Consider the following 16,501-nt stretch of genomic DNA (forward strand, 5'->3'; position numbering starts at 1 on the left):
AGCAAAAAACCATTCAGATGAAGATGCGTTTACTTGCGCTCGCACACTTTAAAGACGGCCTCTCTCGTACACAAATTGCAAAATCTCTCAAAGTCAGTCGAACCAGTGTCAATAAATGGGTTCGGATTTTTTTTGAAGAAGGCCTAGAAGGACTTCAAGAAAAACCTCGGACTGGTAGGCCTGCATACCTCACCGATGAGCAGCGGGCTCAACTCAGTGCCTTCATAAAAAAAGAAGCTGAATCACCTTCTGGTGGCCGCCTTGTTGGAAGCGATATACATGACTACATCGTTAAACACTTTGACAAGCACTACCACCCTAATTCCATCTATTATCTCCTCGACCACATGGGTTTTTCTTGGATAACTTCTCGTTCCAAACACCCTAAACAATCACAGCAAATACAAGACGATTTTAAAAAAATTCCAAATCGAAACGATCCTTAAGATCCCCGGCCATATTGGGCTAGAGAGTGTTGATGTCTGGTTTCAAGACGAAGCTAGGTTTGGTCAGCAGAACACAACAACACGTCTTTGGGCTACTCGTGGAACGAGACCTCGCGTAGTAAAACAGCAGCAATTTGAATACGCTTATTTGTTTGGCTCAGTGTGCCCATCGAGAGGGATTGGTGAGGCAATGGTCGTCCCTTGGGTTAACAAAGACATCATGATAAACCATCTAGAGCAGATATCTAAAGTCACAGAAAAAGACCGTCATTCAGTGGTAATAATGGATGGCGCAGGATGGCATACCGATGATATTGCTAACCCATTTGATAATGTCAGTATTATCAAATTGCCGCCATACTCACCAGAGCTTAACCCTATAGAGCAAGTGTGGAGTTGGTTAAGGCAACACTATCTAGCAAACCAAAACTTCATTGATTATAACGATATTGTTTCGAAGGTCTGTAGCGCTTGGAATGGATTTCTTGAGTGCAAAGATCGCGTCACAAAAATGTGTACAAGAGATTGGATTGACCTGATCAGTTAATTTTCCGGATTGGTATGAGTCTTATTATTCGTCTCAGAGTTTGTAGAGGCGCTTTACGTTGATCACGAGCTCTGATATTCCGACACTTATTATTAAGCTCTGCTCCCTCTAGCAGCGCTTGATTACGTAAGTTTATACTTGTGGCTATTGGTTCGTTGATTAACTTTTCCTGAGCGTCTTGAGAGCTCTATCTCCTACTAATTTGAACTGGCTGATAAAGATGCCTCGTTTCTAATAACAAGGTTTTGTTGGTCGGTAACTCTTGCTATCTCCCTCTACTTAATAGATTAATCTACAGGCAGTTACGTGAACTCCCCGGTTATATCGGTTTATAGTTGGAACGTTGATGGCTATTTAATTGTTAATTCAACGTGACTTTAAGTGGGCATCTGTCTGCGGGTAAATATCTTTAAGCGCCTTCTCTCAAGCTGATCTCCATTTGTTCTTGAACTTCAAGGTATCACTTTTCTCTATGACTCCTCTCGAACCTCTTATAAGGACTTGTTTATAAGAATGGTAAAACTACGTACAGACACAACTAAAGTCGTTCTCCGTGTGTTTGAGAAGCCCAGTTGAGCAATTTCATGGTTAGTTGGTATTGGGCAGGTAAGTGTTTGATGAGCTTGGTTTATAGCTATTGTAGAAGTTATCTAGGGTTAAATAGCAGATACAAAAAAGCCGATGCTAGACATCGGCTTAGTTTGAGTCGCTTAGAGTTAAGCGGGTTGAACTAGAGCGAGCGCTTTACGAGAAACCTCGTGAGCTGCTTTCGTTAAGTTTTGCTTCTCTAGTGCGTCAGATAGGTATCCGTAATCTGATACGTTTGAGCGAAGTGCCAATGCCTTTTCAAAATGGTTTTGTGCTTCCGCCCATTTCTGTTCTCTGAGGTAGAATTGAGCTAATGCGCTATGCGCTTCAGCATTGCTATCATCCTTACTGATAGCACGTTCTAACATCACTACTATTGGGTGGTGATCGGCCAGGTTAAGCTCAGGTAAAAGCATGTAGAGCTCATTTGAACCACTCTTCGCAATGTTCTCTTTGATCACTGTGAACGCTTCTGAGTCAGCTTTGCGAGCGATCAGTTGCTTCACAAAGCAAGATACAAGGTGCGAACTTTGTTTCTGCTTTCTTGAAAGCTTGTTCCAATGGCTGATTAAACCTTCGCTACCTTGTTGTTGAGCTACATCATGAAGTAATCCACATTGTGCTTTCTGTTCTAATTCACGTTGCTCATCAGCTGTTAGAAGTTTGTTCTTAACTAATTTAGGCGTTAACTCTAGCAATGGCTGCCATAACTTCAGTTGCAAGTAAGTGGCTTTTAACAGGCCAAGTACAGCAGTGTTATTAGGGTATGTGCCTTTTAGGGTAGAAAGTGTATCGAATGCAGCTTCGTAGTTTGACTCGCTGATTTGCTGTTTAGCTTTAGTTAGCTCAACCGCCAGTAGAGAGTCGTCCTGTTGGCTAGCAAGCTCGATGTACTTATCACGCTCACTCGTATTACCTTGTTCGTGCGCCGCTTGAGAAGCGACTAAATAACAAAGTAGAGGCATGTCGTGATGGTTAGCCCAACGTGTTACCTTCTTCTCAGCGCCTTTCCAGTCACCTTCAAGCAGCTTGATGATGCCTTCATTGGTATAACGACGAGAGCGTTTCAATTTACGAACACTGAACCAATTCCAAGTTGTCGAGCTCGCGTACATAAGCTTTTTAAATAGGTACTCTAAGCCGAATAGAGCCGCTAGAAGAGCGATGACGAAGATAACCAGTGTTGTCACGCTCATCTCAATGGTCTTATTCGCAATTGAGATCAGAACGTAGCCTTGTTGACCAGAGAACTGAGTACCAACAATTAACCCAGCACCTAGAACGAGAAAAAGAAAAATCCAACGAATCATTATTTTTCCTCCGTGGTCATAACGGTGACTTCACGACGTAGGCGCTCACGTATCACATCTGACAACTCATTTTGAGACTCAAGCTTTACAGGGTATTTCACAGAGATGTTCTGTTCACTTAGCTGTTTAATCGCTTTCTCAAATTCAATCACTGAGTTGTTATCTTGATTTAGATAAGCTTTCGACCACTCGCTAGCGGTATTAAGAGCTGCGCTATAGAGTTCACCTTGTTCTTTGTAGACGGCGCGAATCGCGGTTTCTAATTTACCTTTGATGTTTTCACGCAGGTAGAAGTGCTGTTCTGGTGATAGTAGAGGGATAACTTCGCCATCACGACTGCGGAATGTGATGAAGTTTTCTGAGAAGTCTTTCATCGACGTCATCAGGTTGTTCTGCCAATCATTAATATCTTGCGATACCGCTTTTTTCTCAACAACCGCAGCTTCCGGAAGAATCGCATTGGCAAGCGGCAGTGTATCGACTTGCTGTTGCAAGCTTGTGATACGCAGAACTAAGCCGTCACGGTCGATCAGAGGAATAGTGCGAAGCTTGGTAATGTCATTGGTCATTGATTGACGCAGTGACACTAAGCTCGGGTCATTCAGTGCTGCGATACGTTGATCGGCGCTTTCCATTAACTTGGTTGCGCTAACGGCATCATGCTCGAGGAACAGTTTACGTCCTGCTAGTTTCACAAGGTAATCGGCTTCGGCAAGTAACCAGTCATTCGGGCGGCGACCTTTCACGTCAGCCACTGCTAACTGCAGGCTTTGAATGCTCTTCTGCTGTTGAGATTGCACGACCTGAGTTTTCTCCACCGCGTGTGAGGCTTCTTGGATAGTCTCTTGCTTGATGGTTTGTAGGTCTTTATTTACCGCAGATTGGGTATTTTGAAGTTGTGCTTGAAGAGCGGCTATTTGAGCCGAGTATTCAGCGCTCTTTTGCTGCATTTGAAATGCGATACCGCCACTGAAGATAATTGAAATAGCGATCGCAATAGCGCCTAGTTTGACACCGCGCTTACCTTGCTTTTCTGCTTTCTCTATTTGCTCTTTATGCTCAGCTTGAGGCTGCTCATTTTTAGCGGTATTTGAAGCAGAGGCATCAAGCTTCTGTTCAGGTTGTTTTGTCTCTGTAGAGTCAGCTTTTTCGTTTTCAACAACTACTGGCTGAGTATCTTGTTTCTTTTCAGGTTCAATATGCTCATTATTTTTTTTGCTTGTCATGCTTATTTCCTGTTTCTAGCTAGGGCCGGAGAGCAGCCAGTAATATTTGGTTCGTAGCACTGTGAGTATTGGTCACATTCGAGAAGCCGAGTTGTTGTGCTCGTTCTACAATGCGCTGGCTTGGGACAAATAGATGTCTTGTTGAAAGCCAAGCCAAATACTCATCAGGGGTAATTGAGCAGAGATACTCCAATTGTTCCTGACTAGTGATGACAACTTTGGACGTTTTTTTGTTTATCCATGTTTGATAGGTATTGTGGTCGCTAATAGGAATATATTCTCTACGGTAGGTCTCACAATAAGAGACTTGTGCACCTCGATTGAGTAGAGAATCCCTAATGAGCTCACGCCCACCATTGCCACGTAGTATCAAAATGGACTTATTTTCTACGCCATTAAGTTCAGTAAGTTTAAGAAGATGTTCACTATCACTAACTTGAGGATAGTTTACTTTTTGTTTACAGACTTTGCTTAAAACGTGCGCAGTTTTTTGACCAACGCCAAGATAAAGCGGCGAAGTAGGCCAAATGGATGAGGTTTTTGAAAGGATGCTTTGGGCAGCCGCCACGGCGTGGTGACTGACTGCAATAATGATATCGCTGTTATTAAGCTGGGTGCTTAAATCCGCAGAGTTGGGATTATCCACGATACGAATCAGCGGATGATGGATTGCTTGAACCCCTTCATCCGCTAGTTGTTGGCAAAGCGATTGTCCCTCTGAACCGGGACGAGTCACCAACACTGTCATGATTATTCTTGGTCAACGTAGAGCTTGGTTAAGATTTCTCTCGCGCCATCATCCAGCAATTGATTTGCCAGAGTCACGCCAAGTGCTTCTGCATCTTTGCGAGGGCCAGAGATCTCACCACGAACCATCTTAGAACCGTCCGGTTCACCAACTAATGCACGTAGCCAGATGTTTTCGCCATCTAATAATGAGTAGCTGCCGATAGGAACCTGACAGCCACCTTCTAGGGTAAGGTTCATTGCACGTTCGCACAGTACACGATCAGCCGTGTCTTTATGATTAAGTGGTTCAAGGAGTTTAATCAGACGCTCGTCATCAAGGCGACACTCAATACCAACAGCGCCTTGGCCAACAGCAGGGAGAGACTGCTCTGGTTCGATGAAGCTACGAATACGCTCTTCTAGCTCTAGACGTTTAAGACCTGCAGCAGCCAGTACGATCGCATCGTATTGACCATCATCGAGTTTACCTAGACGAGTACCAACGTTGCCGCGCAGCTCTTTGATGATCAGATCTGGACGGTATTCTAACAGTTGGCATTGGCGACGCAGACTGCACGTACCCACGACAGCACCTTGTGGGAGTTCGTCGATGTTGTTGTAAGTGTTTGATACGAAAGCGTCACGCGGATCTTCGCGCTCACAAATTGTTACCAGACCTAGACCTTCAGGGAAGTCGACAGGTACATCTTTCATTGAGTGAACCGCTAGGTCAGCACGACCTTCTAGCATGGCTACTTCAAGTTCTTTAACGAACAGTCCTTTACCACCCACTTTAGCAAGCGGAGTGTCTAGGATGATGTCACCTTTGGTCACCATAGTTACCAACTCAACCTCTAAACCAGGGTGAGCAGCTTGCAGTGCATCCCTTACAAAGTATGCCTGCCAAAGGGCAAGAGGGCTTTTTCTGGTCGCGATACGGATTGGTGCTGAATTTGTCATGGTGTTTCCGATATAGGTTCTGTAATAGCCTAATCCTACCATTATGAGGCGAGAATTCTTACTGTTTGATCATTCCATACTTTGATAGCTGAGAGATTTTCATGAGTTCACCAAAATAGTGTGATTAGTATCTCATTTGAAACATGGGCTATTATTAGAAATAGTCAATAAAGAGGACACTACGGCGCCGTGAGTTTAACTTTCTGTCATCAAGGAATTGACCAGTATGACGGGTTACTTTGCTTTACCATTAAGGGTAAAAGTGTTAAATTGATCACGTTTTGTTGCTCCTTTCGTTCAGTAACTAAACAGAACTGCACTTAACCTCAAACCAAGGACTTACCTTGCAGGCTTACACTCAAACTTTGATTCAACGATTAGACAATCTAAATCAGCAGCGCATTGATCGTGCGTTGGCGTTGATGAATGTGCAAGGCCAGCGAGTATTCAACCTTATTCCCGCACTGCTTCACTTCAATCACCCGATGATGCCTGGTTATTATGACCAACAAGTTCCTTTTGGAATTCGTAGCTTCACGCTTAATGAATTCCAAAAGCAATTTGTCTCTGATACCGAATTAACGCTGGGTGGCAAACTCACCGAGACGGATGAACCAGCAATCCTTGGCTTGTACACCATGGGTAGTACTTCTTCTATTGGTCAAAGCACTTCAAGTGATCTTGATATCTGGGTGTGTGTTTCCCCGGATATGGATGGCGCCTCTCGCGATAGCCTAACCAACAAGTGTCTCTTGATTACCGATTGGGCTGAAACCTTGGGAGTAGAAGCGAACTTCTTCTTGATGGATGAAGAGCGTTTCCGTTCGAACCATTCAGAAGAGATGACCGGCGATAACTGTGGTTCTTCACAGCACTTATTATTGCTTGATGAGTTTTATCGCTCTGCGGTTCGTTTGGCTGGTCAGCGTTTGTTGTGGCAAATCATTCCGCCAGAAATGGAAGAGTGTTACGACGAGTATGTTCAAGGTTTGTGTCAGGATGGCTATCTTGATTGCTCGCAGTGGATCGATTTCGGCAAGCTGAATCGCATTCCCGCTGAAGAGTACTTTGGTTCAAACCTGTGGCAGCTCTATAAGAGTATCGACTCACCGTATAAATCGGTTTTGAAGGCGATCCTGTTAGAAGCCTATTCATGGGAATACCCAAACACCCAACTGCTGAGTATTGATACCAAGCGTCGCTTCTTCGCGGATGAACCGGATCTGTATGGCATGGATAGTTACTATCTGATGCTTGAGAAGGTAACGCGCTACCTAGAGCGTATTAACGACCATACTCGATTGGACTTGGTGAGGCGCTGTTTTTATCTTAAGACCCACGAGAAGTTGTCACGAGATGTGGGCATTGGCTCCGTTGCGTGGCGTCGTGAAGCCTTAACCGAGATGACTAAATCTTGGAATTGGGGACATGAAACCATTGCTGAGCTCGATAACCGCCGTAACTGGAAGGTTGAGCAGGTTAAAGTGGTGCACCATGCACTGCTTGATGCCTTGATGCTGAGCTATCGTAATCTGATTCAATTTGCGCGTCGTAACGACATCACTTCGGCAATCAGTCCACAAGATATCAGCATCTTGGCACGTAAGCTTTACGCTGCGTTTGAGGTATTGCCAGGTAAAGTGACACTGCTGAACCCACAAATCTCTCCGGATCTGCATGAACCCGACTTGAGCTTCATCGAAGTTCGTCAGGGTCAGTCGAATAAAGCAGGTTGGTACTTGTATAAGCAGCCACTGGTTGCACACCGCATTCTTGGTCAGCCTTCTCTAGAGCACCATGAGTACTTGAGTAAGTTGGTAGCATGGTCGTTTTTTAATGGCTTGATTACCGAGTCGACACGTTTGCACTCTGTGGTACGTGACGCTCACATCGATATCGATAAGTTCTATCAAATGGTGAGCGACCTGCGTAATACGTTTTCTTTGCGTAAGCGTCGCCCAAGTATGCAAGCACTGGCGAGCCCGTGTGAGATAAGCCAGCTAGCGATGTTCATCAACTTTGAAAATGACCCGACGTCTGAATTAAGTGGTCGTGCATTAAAAGTGGACCTCAAGAACGCCGATATCTTCAGCTTTGGTGAGGAAGGTAAGAGCTTAGTCGGCAGTGTCGACTTAGTTTATCGTAACTCTTGGCATGAAGTACGTACGCTGCATTTCCAAGGTGATACGGCAATGCTGGATGCGCTGAAGACGGTGCTTGGCAAAATGCACCAAGATGCTTTACCGCCAGAATCGGTTGATGTGTTCTGTTACAGCAAAAACCTGCGTGGTGTGATGCGTAACATGGTGTATCAACTGCTTGCTGAGTGTATCGATTTACGATTGAAACCGATTGAACCCGAGAAGCGCCGCCGCTTTAAGGCTATTCGTTTAGCTAATAAGATGTTTGGTCTGTTCTTCGAACGTCGTGGTGTGTCGGTACAGATGTTGGAAAACTCGGTCGATTTCTACCGTAGCATCTCAACCAATAAGCTCAAAGGCTCACCTTTACTGATGCTCGATAAAGAGCAAGAGTATCAGCTACCAGAAGTGGTGGATGGTTTTGCGAGTGAGGGCTTGATTCAGTTCTTTTTCGAAGATACCGACAAAGGCTTCAATATTTATGTATTGGACGAGTCGAACCAAGTTGAGGTCTACCACCAGTACAGCGGTGAAAAAGATGAGATGATCGCGAGCGTGAATTCTTTCTACACATCGGTAAAAGATGAGTCGAAGATGTCGTCTAAGTTGATTAACTTTAACCTACCTCAGTACTACCAAATCGTTCATCCTGAAGAAGGCAATTCTTACGTTGTGCCTTATCGTAACGATGCAACTTTAGCTTCTCGGAGCTCAAAGATAGTTAACATCTAGTCTTACTAAGCCCGATTGATTTTAAAAAAAGGAGTGATTGATTCACTCCTTTTTAGTTTTGCTTACAAATGATTAGACCCAATCGATCGCTTCACCTGCGTGCTTCACGCATTCTTCTTTAACCATCTCAAACAGCTCCATGCCCGTCTTTGAACATGTCCACTTGTCGTCAACTAGCTTGAAGTGAAAGCCACCAGATTTAGACGCTAACCAGATTTCTTTCATTGGTTCTTGGCGGTTAATGATGATTTGGCTGCGGTTCTCAAACTCCAGCGTCATCACGTTACCAGTCACTTCGTAATCAATATCTGCCTCTGATTCATCGATAGCTTCTTCGATGTTTTGCATCTGTATATCGACCAGCTGATGAAATTCAGTCTCGTTCATCCTTTCTATCCTATTGCTTTTCCTGAGTGTGGTGCGATTATAGGGGGCATTGAGTTAATAATCACGATATGCAAAATGAAAAAATTAATTGCTGCTCTATTTATGATGTCCGTTATTGGACTTTCTGGTTGTGGTCAAACGGGTCCTTTGTACGATCCTGATGAAGTTCAGCAAACCGAACAATCACAATAAGTGAAAACACGCAGAAATCGTTATTTATAAGGGATAAGAACTTTGGATTACTTCAACTATCAGGAAGATGGCCAGCTTTGGGCTGAGGACGTCGTACTTTCACAACTAGCAGAGCAATATGGTACACCGCTGTATGTATATTCTCGTGCAACATTAGAACGCCACTGGAATGCGTTTGATTCATCGGTTGGTGAGCATCCGCACTTGGTGTGTTATGCCGTTAAAGCTAACTCAAACCTTGGCGTGTTGAATACTTTGGCTCGTTTGGGCTCTGGCTTCGATATCGTTTCTGGCGGTGAGCTAGAGCGTGTGGTTGCTGCCGGTGGCGATCCAGCAAAAGTTGTATTCTCTGGTGTCGGTAAAACAGCCGCTGAAATGAAGCGTGCGCTTGAGTTGAACATTAAGTGTTTCAACGTAGAGTCTGAACCAGAACTAGAGCGACTGAATAAAGTAGCTGGTGAGCTTGGTGTTAAAGCGCCGATTTCACTGCGTATCAACCCAGACGTTGATGCGAACACTCACCCTTATATCTCTACTGGTCTGCGTGATAACAAGTTTGGTATCGCTTTCGACCGTGCTCCTGCTGTCTATGAGTTTGCAAAAACACTCGATAACTTGTCTATCCATGGTATTGATTGCCACATTGGTTCTCAGTTAACGGATATCGAACCTTTCATCGATGCAACCGATCGCCTGCTTGCGCTGATCGACCAGCTACGTGCTAACGGTATCAACATCAAACACCTTGATGTCGGTGGCGGTTTGGGTGTGGTTTATCGTGATGAATTACCACCACAGCCTTCTGACTACGCGAAAGCCTTATTGGCTCGCCTAGACAATCATTCTGATCTAGAGCTGATTTTCGAGCCTGGAAGAGCGATTGCTGCTAACGCTGGTGTATTATTAACGAAAGTCGAGTTCCTCAAGCCAACAGAGCACAAGAACTTTGCCATCATCGATGCAGCAATGAACGACCTAATGCGCCCAGCACTTTATCAAGCTTGGCAGGATATTGTTCCTGTTAGCCCTCGTCAGGGTGAAGCTGTGACTTACGATTTGGTTGGCCCAATCTGTGAGACAGGCGATTTCCTAGGTAAAGATCGTGACCTTGTTCTTGAAGAAGGTGATCTGCTAGCAGTTCGTTCAGCGGGTGCTTATGGCTTCGCGATGTCATCTAACTACAACACTCGTTCGCGTGCGGCTGAAGTGATGGTGGATGGCGATAAAACTCACTTGGTTCGTCAGCGTGAAGAGCTTACGAGTCTGTGGGAACTTGAAAACATTCTTCCGGAGTAATTTTAAGCGTTATGCACTTCCACTTTTCTAAAATGCATGGTTTGGGCAATGATTTCATGGTCGTGGACTGCATTACTCAAAATATTTTCTTTTCTCCAGATTTGATCCGTCGTTTGGCGGATCGTCACACTGGTGTGGGCTTTGATCAGCTACTTGTGGTTGAGGCTCCCTATGATCCAGAAACTGATTTCCATTACCGCATATTCAATGCGGATGGCAGTGAAGTGGAGCAGTGTGGCAATGGTGCACGTTGTTTTGCACGATTCGTTCGCATGAAAGGCTTAACGAATAAGTACAGCATCAACGTGAGTACCAAGAAAGGTAAAATGGTTCTCAAGATTGAAGAGAATGACCTGATCACGGTGAACATGGGCATTCCTGAGTTCGAACCCGGCAAGATTCCATTCAAGGCCAAGCAGCCAGAGAAGACGTATATCCTAAGAACGGATGTACACACCTTATTCTGTGGTGCGGTAAGCATGGGTAACCCACATGTGGTTACCGTGGTTGATGACGTCGACACGGCTGATGTGGACACCTTAGGCCCACTACTTGAATCACATGAACGTTTCCCTGAGCGTGTTAATGCTGGCTTTATGCAGGTCGTTAACCGTGAAGAAGTTCGTCTACGTGTTTACGAACGCGGCGCGGGTGAAACTCAGGCATGTGGCAGCGGAGCGTGTGGCGCAGTTGCAGTGGGTATCACTCAAGGCTTACTGGCTGAGAATGTGAAGGTTCGTCTACCAGGCGGTGACTTACACATTAGCTGGCAAGGCCCGGGTAAACCTCTGTTTATGACCGGCCCTGCAACGCATGTGTTTGATGGTCAACTTTCTTGCTAATAACGACCCAAAACAAATATATTCATAAAAATAAAGGATAGGTTTTGTCTTACGTTGAAGCCGACGCACTCACCGCAGAAGTGGTCGCGGAATATTTACGTGATAACCCAGATTTTTTCCAAGACCGAAAAGATTTGGTTGATCGCCTTGCTATCAATAACGTTGAGCAGGGCGCTGTTTCTCTGGTTGAGGTTCAGCTTAAACGCCAACGTCATCGAATCGAAGAGCTTGAAGAAGAGATCACTGGCTTGATGTCGTTGGCAGCAAATAACGATAAAACCTTCTATGAGTTTATGGATCTGCAAGCGCAAGTGCTGAAATGCAGTGACTTCATGCAGGTGATAAAAGCCGTTGAACAAAAAGCGTTAGATCTTGGGCTTAAGGCTCATGTTCGTATTCTTTCGCAATCTGGCTTTTATCAGTTGAGTGCTGAGGGTTACTCTAAGTTTTCGCTTAACCACTTCAACGGTAAAGATGCTTATCTTGGGCGCTTGAGAAAGGCAGACAGACACGATTTGTTTGGTGATTATCCAGTTCCAGAGCTAGGCTCTTATGTAATACTACCACTTGCTAAGCAGTCTCCATTGGGGTTGCTCGCCTTTTCTAGTGAAGATGGCGGACATTTCCAACCCCATATGGATACGCTCTTTTTACGCCACTTAGCACTCGTTGTCGCTCATTTGGCGGACACCTTACCTTGGCAGATAAATAATGAGCCTAGAGCCCAAAATACCTCTTCCTAACAGCCTTCAAAAGCCACTTTCTCGCTTCTATGAATATCTCCGAAGCGAGAAGGGACTCAGCCTACACACCCAACGTAATTACAAACAACAACTTGAAACCATGGCCGGTCATTTAGTCACTCTAGGGCTAAAGGATTGGGGTCAAGTCGATGCGGCGTGGGTCAGACAACTGGCCAGTAAAGGCATGCGTGAGGGAATGAAAGCGAGCAGCATTGCAACGCGCTTATCGTCACTGCGCAGCTTCTTTGATTTCCTTGTGTTGCGTGGCGAAATGACCGCCAATCCAGCCAAAGGTGTCTCTGCACCTCGCAAACAACGCCCTTTGCCTAAAAACCTCGATGTTGATGAAGTGGGTCAACTGCTTGATGTGAATGAGGACGATCCATTGTCGATTCGTGATCGAGCGATGATGGAGGTGATGTATGGTGCTGGATTACGACTGGCAGAACTGGTCGGCATCAATCTGAAAGATGTGTTGGGTCGACAAGGCGAAATCCGAGTGATTGGTAAAGGCGACAAAGAACGCAAAGCGCCTTTTTCTGGTTTAGCTAAAGAGTGGGTCGATAAATGGCTCAAAGTTCGTGGTGAATTGGCTTCACCGGGTGAAACCGCGCTGTTTGTCTCTAAGCTCGGGACTCGTATCTCTCACCGCAGCGTGCAAAAGCGCATGGAAGAGTGGGGCAAGAAGCAATCTGTCGCGAGCCACATCAGCCCGCATAAACTGCGTCACTCCTTTGCAACGCATGTGCTGGAATCGAGCCAAAATCTTCGTGCTGTGCAAGAGTTGCTTGGCCATGAAAACATCTCGACGACCCAAGTGTATACCCACTTAGATTTCCAACACTTAGCACAAGCTTATGATCAGGCTCACCCGAGAGCTCGTAAGAAGAATAAAGATTAGATTAAAGGGTTTACTATGCGAATTTATCGAGGGTTAAAGCCCATCAAAGCCATGACCTTTGACTTGGATGACACCCTGTATGACAACTGGCCTGTGATCATGAAGGTTGAGAAAGAGATGGCACAGTGGCTTTATCAAAAGCACCCAGTGTCGGCTTCTTTATCGCTTGAAGAGTGGCAGGGCATTAAGCAGCAAGTCGCATCTGAAAACCCAGCTTTGAAACATGATGTCACCGTGTGGCGTGAAACTCAGATTAAGAGTGGTTTGCTGCAATTGGGTTACTCTCTGCAGCAAGCAGAGCAAGCGGCTCGAGAGGGCATTGAGCATGCCTTGTGGTTGCGTAATCAAGTCGATGTCCCTCAAGAAACGCATCGAGTGATGACTGAACTTAGCCAACGTATTCCTCTGGTTGCGATTACCAATGGCAATGTCGATCCACACAAAATTGGCTTAGGGCTGTACTTTCAATTAATCCTTAAAGCCGGCCCTGATGGCAGAGCAAAACCCTATCCAGATATGTTTGAAAAAGCTCAGCAACACCTAGGTTGTGACGCTGAGAATATTCTTCATGTTGGCGATCACCTCAAAACGGATGTCTATGGAGCCAAGCAAAATGGCTTCCAAGCGTGCTGGTTTAATGACACTGGTTCCAATTTATACCGCTCCCCGAAGGCGAGTGTGCTCCCTGATGTTGAAATAGACCAACTTAGCGATCTTATGCGACTAATTTAATGGCTCGGTAAGCTTATTGTGTCGCATTTATGCTATTGAATTGTTACATTAGTCGCCTATAAAAGCCTGATTAGGCTAGGATAATTGGCGACTACTTTTTATCGATTCATTTCAGTCATAGCAGTGGTTGCGGGTTGTTACTTCACTCGATTTTGAACAAGGGTTGGCATGCAAACATTTACATTTCTCGCAAATACTGAGGCGTTATTTAGAGCTCAATTTGATCAGCGAGAATGGTGTGACAGCAAACAGTACCTTATTCAAATTTTCTCAGCTCAATCTTCAGATCTAGCTCGTCAAATCGCGGGTGTTGCCCTCAATCGTTTAAATAATGCGACGCTAATTGGCCAGAGTGCTCGTCATGTTATCTGTGATAATTGCCTTGAAAGTGCATGCACCTTAGTCATCATCAGTGAGTTCAACGAAACCCATCTAACCTCTGCGGTCCAGCCTTTTTCCGGCAATCCAAATCAAGACAGCCAAGACTTAGCTTTTCAGCTGCGCCTTACAGAAGAAACCAAAACGGTCATCAGCTTGTGCGATCAGGTTGAAGGGCGTGATTATCCTATTTATAGCGCTTTTGAAAATTTGCCTTACGCCTTGCCGATAGCTGGTGGACTGTGCCATGAGAATGAATTTGGCCGTTGGGTTATGTATAACGAGCAAACCTACCAGCACGCCTGTGTTGCTGTGGCTCTGACTAACCCAAGATTGAAGGTTTGGTCGGACGCGTACTCTGAGTGGAACCCGATTGGGATGAAGCTACGAGTCACACACGCAATCGGAAATCGCTTATACGCATTGAACGACAAGCCGGCTATTGAAGTATTCAAACATTACCTTGCGGATGGCAAAGACCTTCCTTTTAGTCAACTGATGAGCTTTCCACTTTATCGAGAACTTGGCAGAAAGAAGGGTATCTCGACGCCGCTACGTATTAATGATGATGGCAGTATTGAGTTTGATAGCCCTTGGCATGTCGGTGAAGAGGCGCAGTTTTGTTATAACCACCCATCGCTCACTGCAGAAAAGGTGCACCACGGTGCCGAGATGCTAGCCATGCATCAGCCTGAATCGGTGATCATTTATAACTGCGTATCTCGACTTGAATTTATCGACAGTAAACTTGAGCTCAAGCCATTTGAAGGGATAGTGAATACATGTGGTGCCTACTGCATGGGGGAGCTATACCGTAATGAAGACCGCCAAGAGATACTGCACCACAGCTTGACTTATATCGCTATGCGCGAGTCTGACGAGATTAAAGAGTTTCATTGCGAAGACTTTCAGTGTGGCTCAACCGTGTCGCCATTGCTTAACCTAGTCAGAAATGCAGTCGCTGATCTCGACAGTATGAATACTCAGATGGAAAAGAAACTCCATCAACAAGCGCGTCGCTTAACCGAAAGCTATCGCATTGACTCGCGTACTGGTTTGCCGAACCGTATCGTACTGAAAGAGCGCCTCAATACGATTCTGTTCAGTGAACATCTGCTGACCTTAAAGCTAACCAACTTCCATCAGGTTAACGAGAAGTATGGTTATCAAGTGGGGGATCAGCTGCTACTCGATCTGTCTAATCACTTTATCGAGCGATTACAGCTTCGTGTGGTTAAAGAGCCTCGCGTGAAGGTAGAGCTATTCAGTATTGGTGTTGGAGAGTGGGCGATTATCTTCAATGCTAGTGTTGGTAGTACGAAAATAAAAGAAGGTTTCGTTGAGTTCGCCGATGACATCGAACACATAAATTTTGAGCCATATGGTTTGGCTGATATTGATTACCTGTCAGTTTCTCTGTGTGGCGGCTTTGCTAGTCGTTGTGACTTCTTAACCGACAGTGGTGACCAGATCTTATTGAAAGCGATCGAAGCTCGACGCTATGGAGTACGTAACAATACCCACATCACCAATGCCAAAGATATTCAGGTGAGCGAAGAGGACCGCAAAGAGCAACTCGGTTGGTTGAGTTGTGTAAGTCGTGCGATTCTAGATCAGAACATCATCACCTATTCCCAGCCGATTGTGGAGTCGGTTACGCACGAAATGATTGGCCAAGAGTGCTTGGTCAGAATCATGGAGTCAGACGGTACCATTGTGCCACCAGGTAAGTTCTTACCTATCATTGCCGACACGCACCTTTACACTCGCCTCAGCCGACACATGATTAAGAACACCATAGGTTATATGGCGGATAAGCAAAGCCCATTTTCTATCAACCTATCCCCGCAAGATTTGTTGAGCGACAAGACGCTTGAGGTGCTCGAGACCGCCATCAGTGCTATGAACGATCCCACTCGACTTGGCCTAGAGGTTCTCGAGTCTGAGCAGATTAAAGATTATGGTCGCATGATTGAGGTGTGTGATCACTTCCGTGCTCTCGGGGCGAGAATCATTGTTGATGACTTTGGCTCTGGTTACTCCAACATCGAGGAAATCATTAAGCTTGAGCCACAGATCATTAAGCTCGACGGTAGCTTGATTCGTAATATCGACAAAGATCAAAAACAAAGAAACATAGCCTCTCAGTTGATTCGTTTGTGCCAAGTGTTCAATGCCAAAACGGTCGCTGAATTTGTCCATAACCAACAGGTTTGTGAGATAGCAGAGCAAATGGGTGTCGATTATCTGCAGGGTTACTACTTCGGTGAGCCTAAGCGACTGTTTTAGCAGTTAAAGCTTCCCGCATTGTGTAACGACTGGCTATAAAAGTACTGCGCCGCCATTAATGA

The 16,501-nt window shown here is 45.3% G+C and carries 14 protein-coding genes; 9 read left to right on the forward strand and 5 right to left on the reverse strand.

The genetic code is table 11. From position 1 onward, the window contains the following. Positions 1–993, forward strand: a protein-coding gene (locus tag AB4351_RS00165) for an IS630 family transposase (protein WP_372124710.1) whose coding sequence is annotated in 2 segments (ribosomal slippage) — positions 1–416 and positions 418–993 — 992 coding nt annotated over the 2 segments. Because the reading frame shifts where the segments join, the coding sequence is not laid out codon by codon here. This gene is flagged as partial in the annotation. Positions 994–1,709: 716 nt separating this feature from the next. On the opposite strand, the gene AB4351_RS00170 is transcribed toward AB4351_RS00165, so the two are convergent. From AB4351_RS00170 to hemC, 4 genes are read right to left on the reverse strand one after another with little or no spacing between them, the layout of a single operon-like run. Continuing rightward, positions 1,710–2,891 carry a heme biosynthesis protein HemY gene (locus AB4351_RS00170; protein WP_372124712.1) on the reverse strand — a complete coding sequence of 394 codons (1,182 nt, stop codon included), beginning with the start codon at positions 2,889–2,891 and terminating at the stop codon, positions 1,710–1,712. Further along, positions 2,891–4,117, reverse strand: coding sequence for a uroporphyrinogen-III C-methyltransferase (locus tag AB4351_RS00175; protein WP_017061006.1), 1,227 nt, complete (start codon positions 4,115–4,117; stop codon positions 2,891–2,893). The genes AB4351_RS00170 and AB4351_RS00175 overlap by 1 nt, the downstream gene beginning before the upstream one ends. Positions 4,118–4,136: 19 nt before the next feature. Beyond that, positions 4,137–4,865: a uroporphyrinogen-III synthase gene (locus AB4351_RS00180; protein ID WP_017061007.1), complete on the reverse strand. Its 729-nt coding sequence runs from the start codon at positions 4,863–4,865 to the stop codon at positions 4,137–4,139. Positions 4,866–4,867: 2 nt separating this feature from the next. Then, a complete protein-coding gene (gene hemC, locus AB4351_RS00185) occupies positions 4,868–5,806 on the reverse strand; it encodes a hydroxymethylbilane synthase (protein ID WP_017061008.1) in 939 nt (312 codons plus the stop codon). A 344-nt stretch (positions 5,807–6,150) separates the two neighbouring features. Here hemC and AB4351_RS00190 point away from each other — a divergent pair, with 344 nt between their 5' ends. Continuing rightward, complete coding sequence (locus tag AB4351_RS00190; RefSeq protein WP_372124714.1) at positions 6,151–8,679, forward strand: class I adenylate cyclase; 2,529 nt, start codon at positions 6,151–6,153, stop codon at positions 8,677–8,679. A 72-nt stretch (positions 8,680–8,751) separates the two neighbouring features. Here AB4351_RS00190 and cyaY read toward each other — a convergent pair whose 3' ends face one another. After that, positions 8,752–9,066 carry an iron donor protein CyaY gene (gene cyaY / locus AB4351_RS00195; protein ID WP_017061010.1) on the reverse strand — a complete coding sequence of 105 codons (315 nt, stop codon included), beginning with the start codon at positions 9,064–9,066 and terminating at the stop codon, positions 8,752–8,754. A gap of 75 nt (positions 9,067–9,141) precedes the next feature. Between cyaY and lptM the strand changes: the two genes are divergently transcribed. The 7 genes from lptM to AB4351_RS00230 all read left to right on the forward strand — a co-directional run bounded on the left by lptM (position 9,142) and on the right by AB4351_RS00230 (position 16,439). Then, positions 9,142–9,258, forward strand: coding sequence for an LPS translocon maturation chaperone LptM (gene lptM, locus AB4351_RS22250; protein ID WP_017063757.1), 117 nt, complete (start codon positions 9,142–9,144; stop codon positions 9,256–9,258). 42 nt (positions 9,259–9,300) lie between these two features. After that, a complete protein-coding gene (gene lysA, locus AB4351_RS00205) occupies positions 9,301–10,554 on the forward strand; it encodes a diaminopimelate decarboxylase (protein ID WP_372124716.1) in 1,254 nt (417 codons plus the stop codon). Between the two features lie 11 nt (positions 10,555–10,565). Then, positions 10,566–11,396: a diaminopimelate epimerase gene (gene dapF, locus AB4351_RS00210; RefSeq protein WP_017061013.1), complete on the forward strand. Its 831-nt coding sequence runs from the start codon at positions 10,566–10,568 to the stop codon at positions 11,394–11,396. Positions 11,397–11,440: 44 nt separating this feature from the next. Further along, positions 11,441–12,139 (forward strand): DUF484 family protein, encoded by a 699-nt coding sequence (locus tag AB4351_RS00215; protein WP_372124718.1) that lies wholly within the window; start codon positions 11,441–11,443, stop codon positions 12,137–12,139. Then, positions 12,108–13,040: a tyrosine recombinase XerC gene (gene xerC / locus AB4351_RS00220; RefSeq protein ID WP_017061015.1), complete on the forward strand. Its 933-nt coding sequence runs from the start codon at positions 12,108–12,110 to the stop codon at positions 13,038–13,040. The genes AB4351_RS00215 and xerC overlap by 32 nt, the downstream gene beginning before the upstream one ends. Positions 13,041–13,055: 15 nt before the next feature. Continuing rightward, positions 13,056–13,772, forward strand: a complete 717-nt coding sequence (gene yigB / locus AB4351_RS00225; RefSeq protein ID WP_017068593.1) for a 5-amino-6-(5-phospho-D-ribitylamino)uracil phosphatase YigB — start codon at positions 13,056–13,058, stop codon at positions 13,770–13,772. A gap of 168 nt (positions 13,773–13,940) precedes the next feature. After that, a complete protein-coding gene (locus tag AB4351_RS00230) occupies positions 13,941–16,439 on the forward strand; it encodes an EAL domain-containing protein (RefSeq protein ID WP_017061017.1) in 2,499 nt (832 codons plus the stop codon). The last annotated feature ends 62 nt before the right edge of the window (positions 16,440–16,501 follow it).

Origin of the sequence: Vibrio sp. 10N.261.51.F11 (assembly GCF_041471665.1) — a bacterium.
GTDB classification, from domain to species: domain Bacteria; phylum Pseudomonadota; class Gammaproteobacteria; order Enterobacterales; family Vibrionaceae; genus Vibrio; species Vibrio crassostreae_C.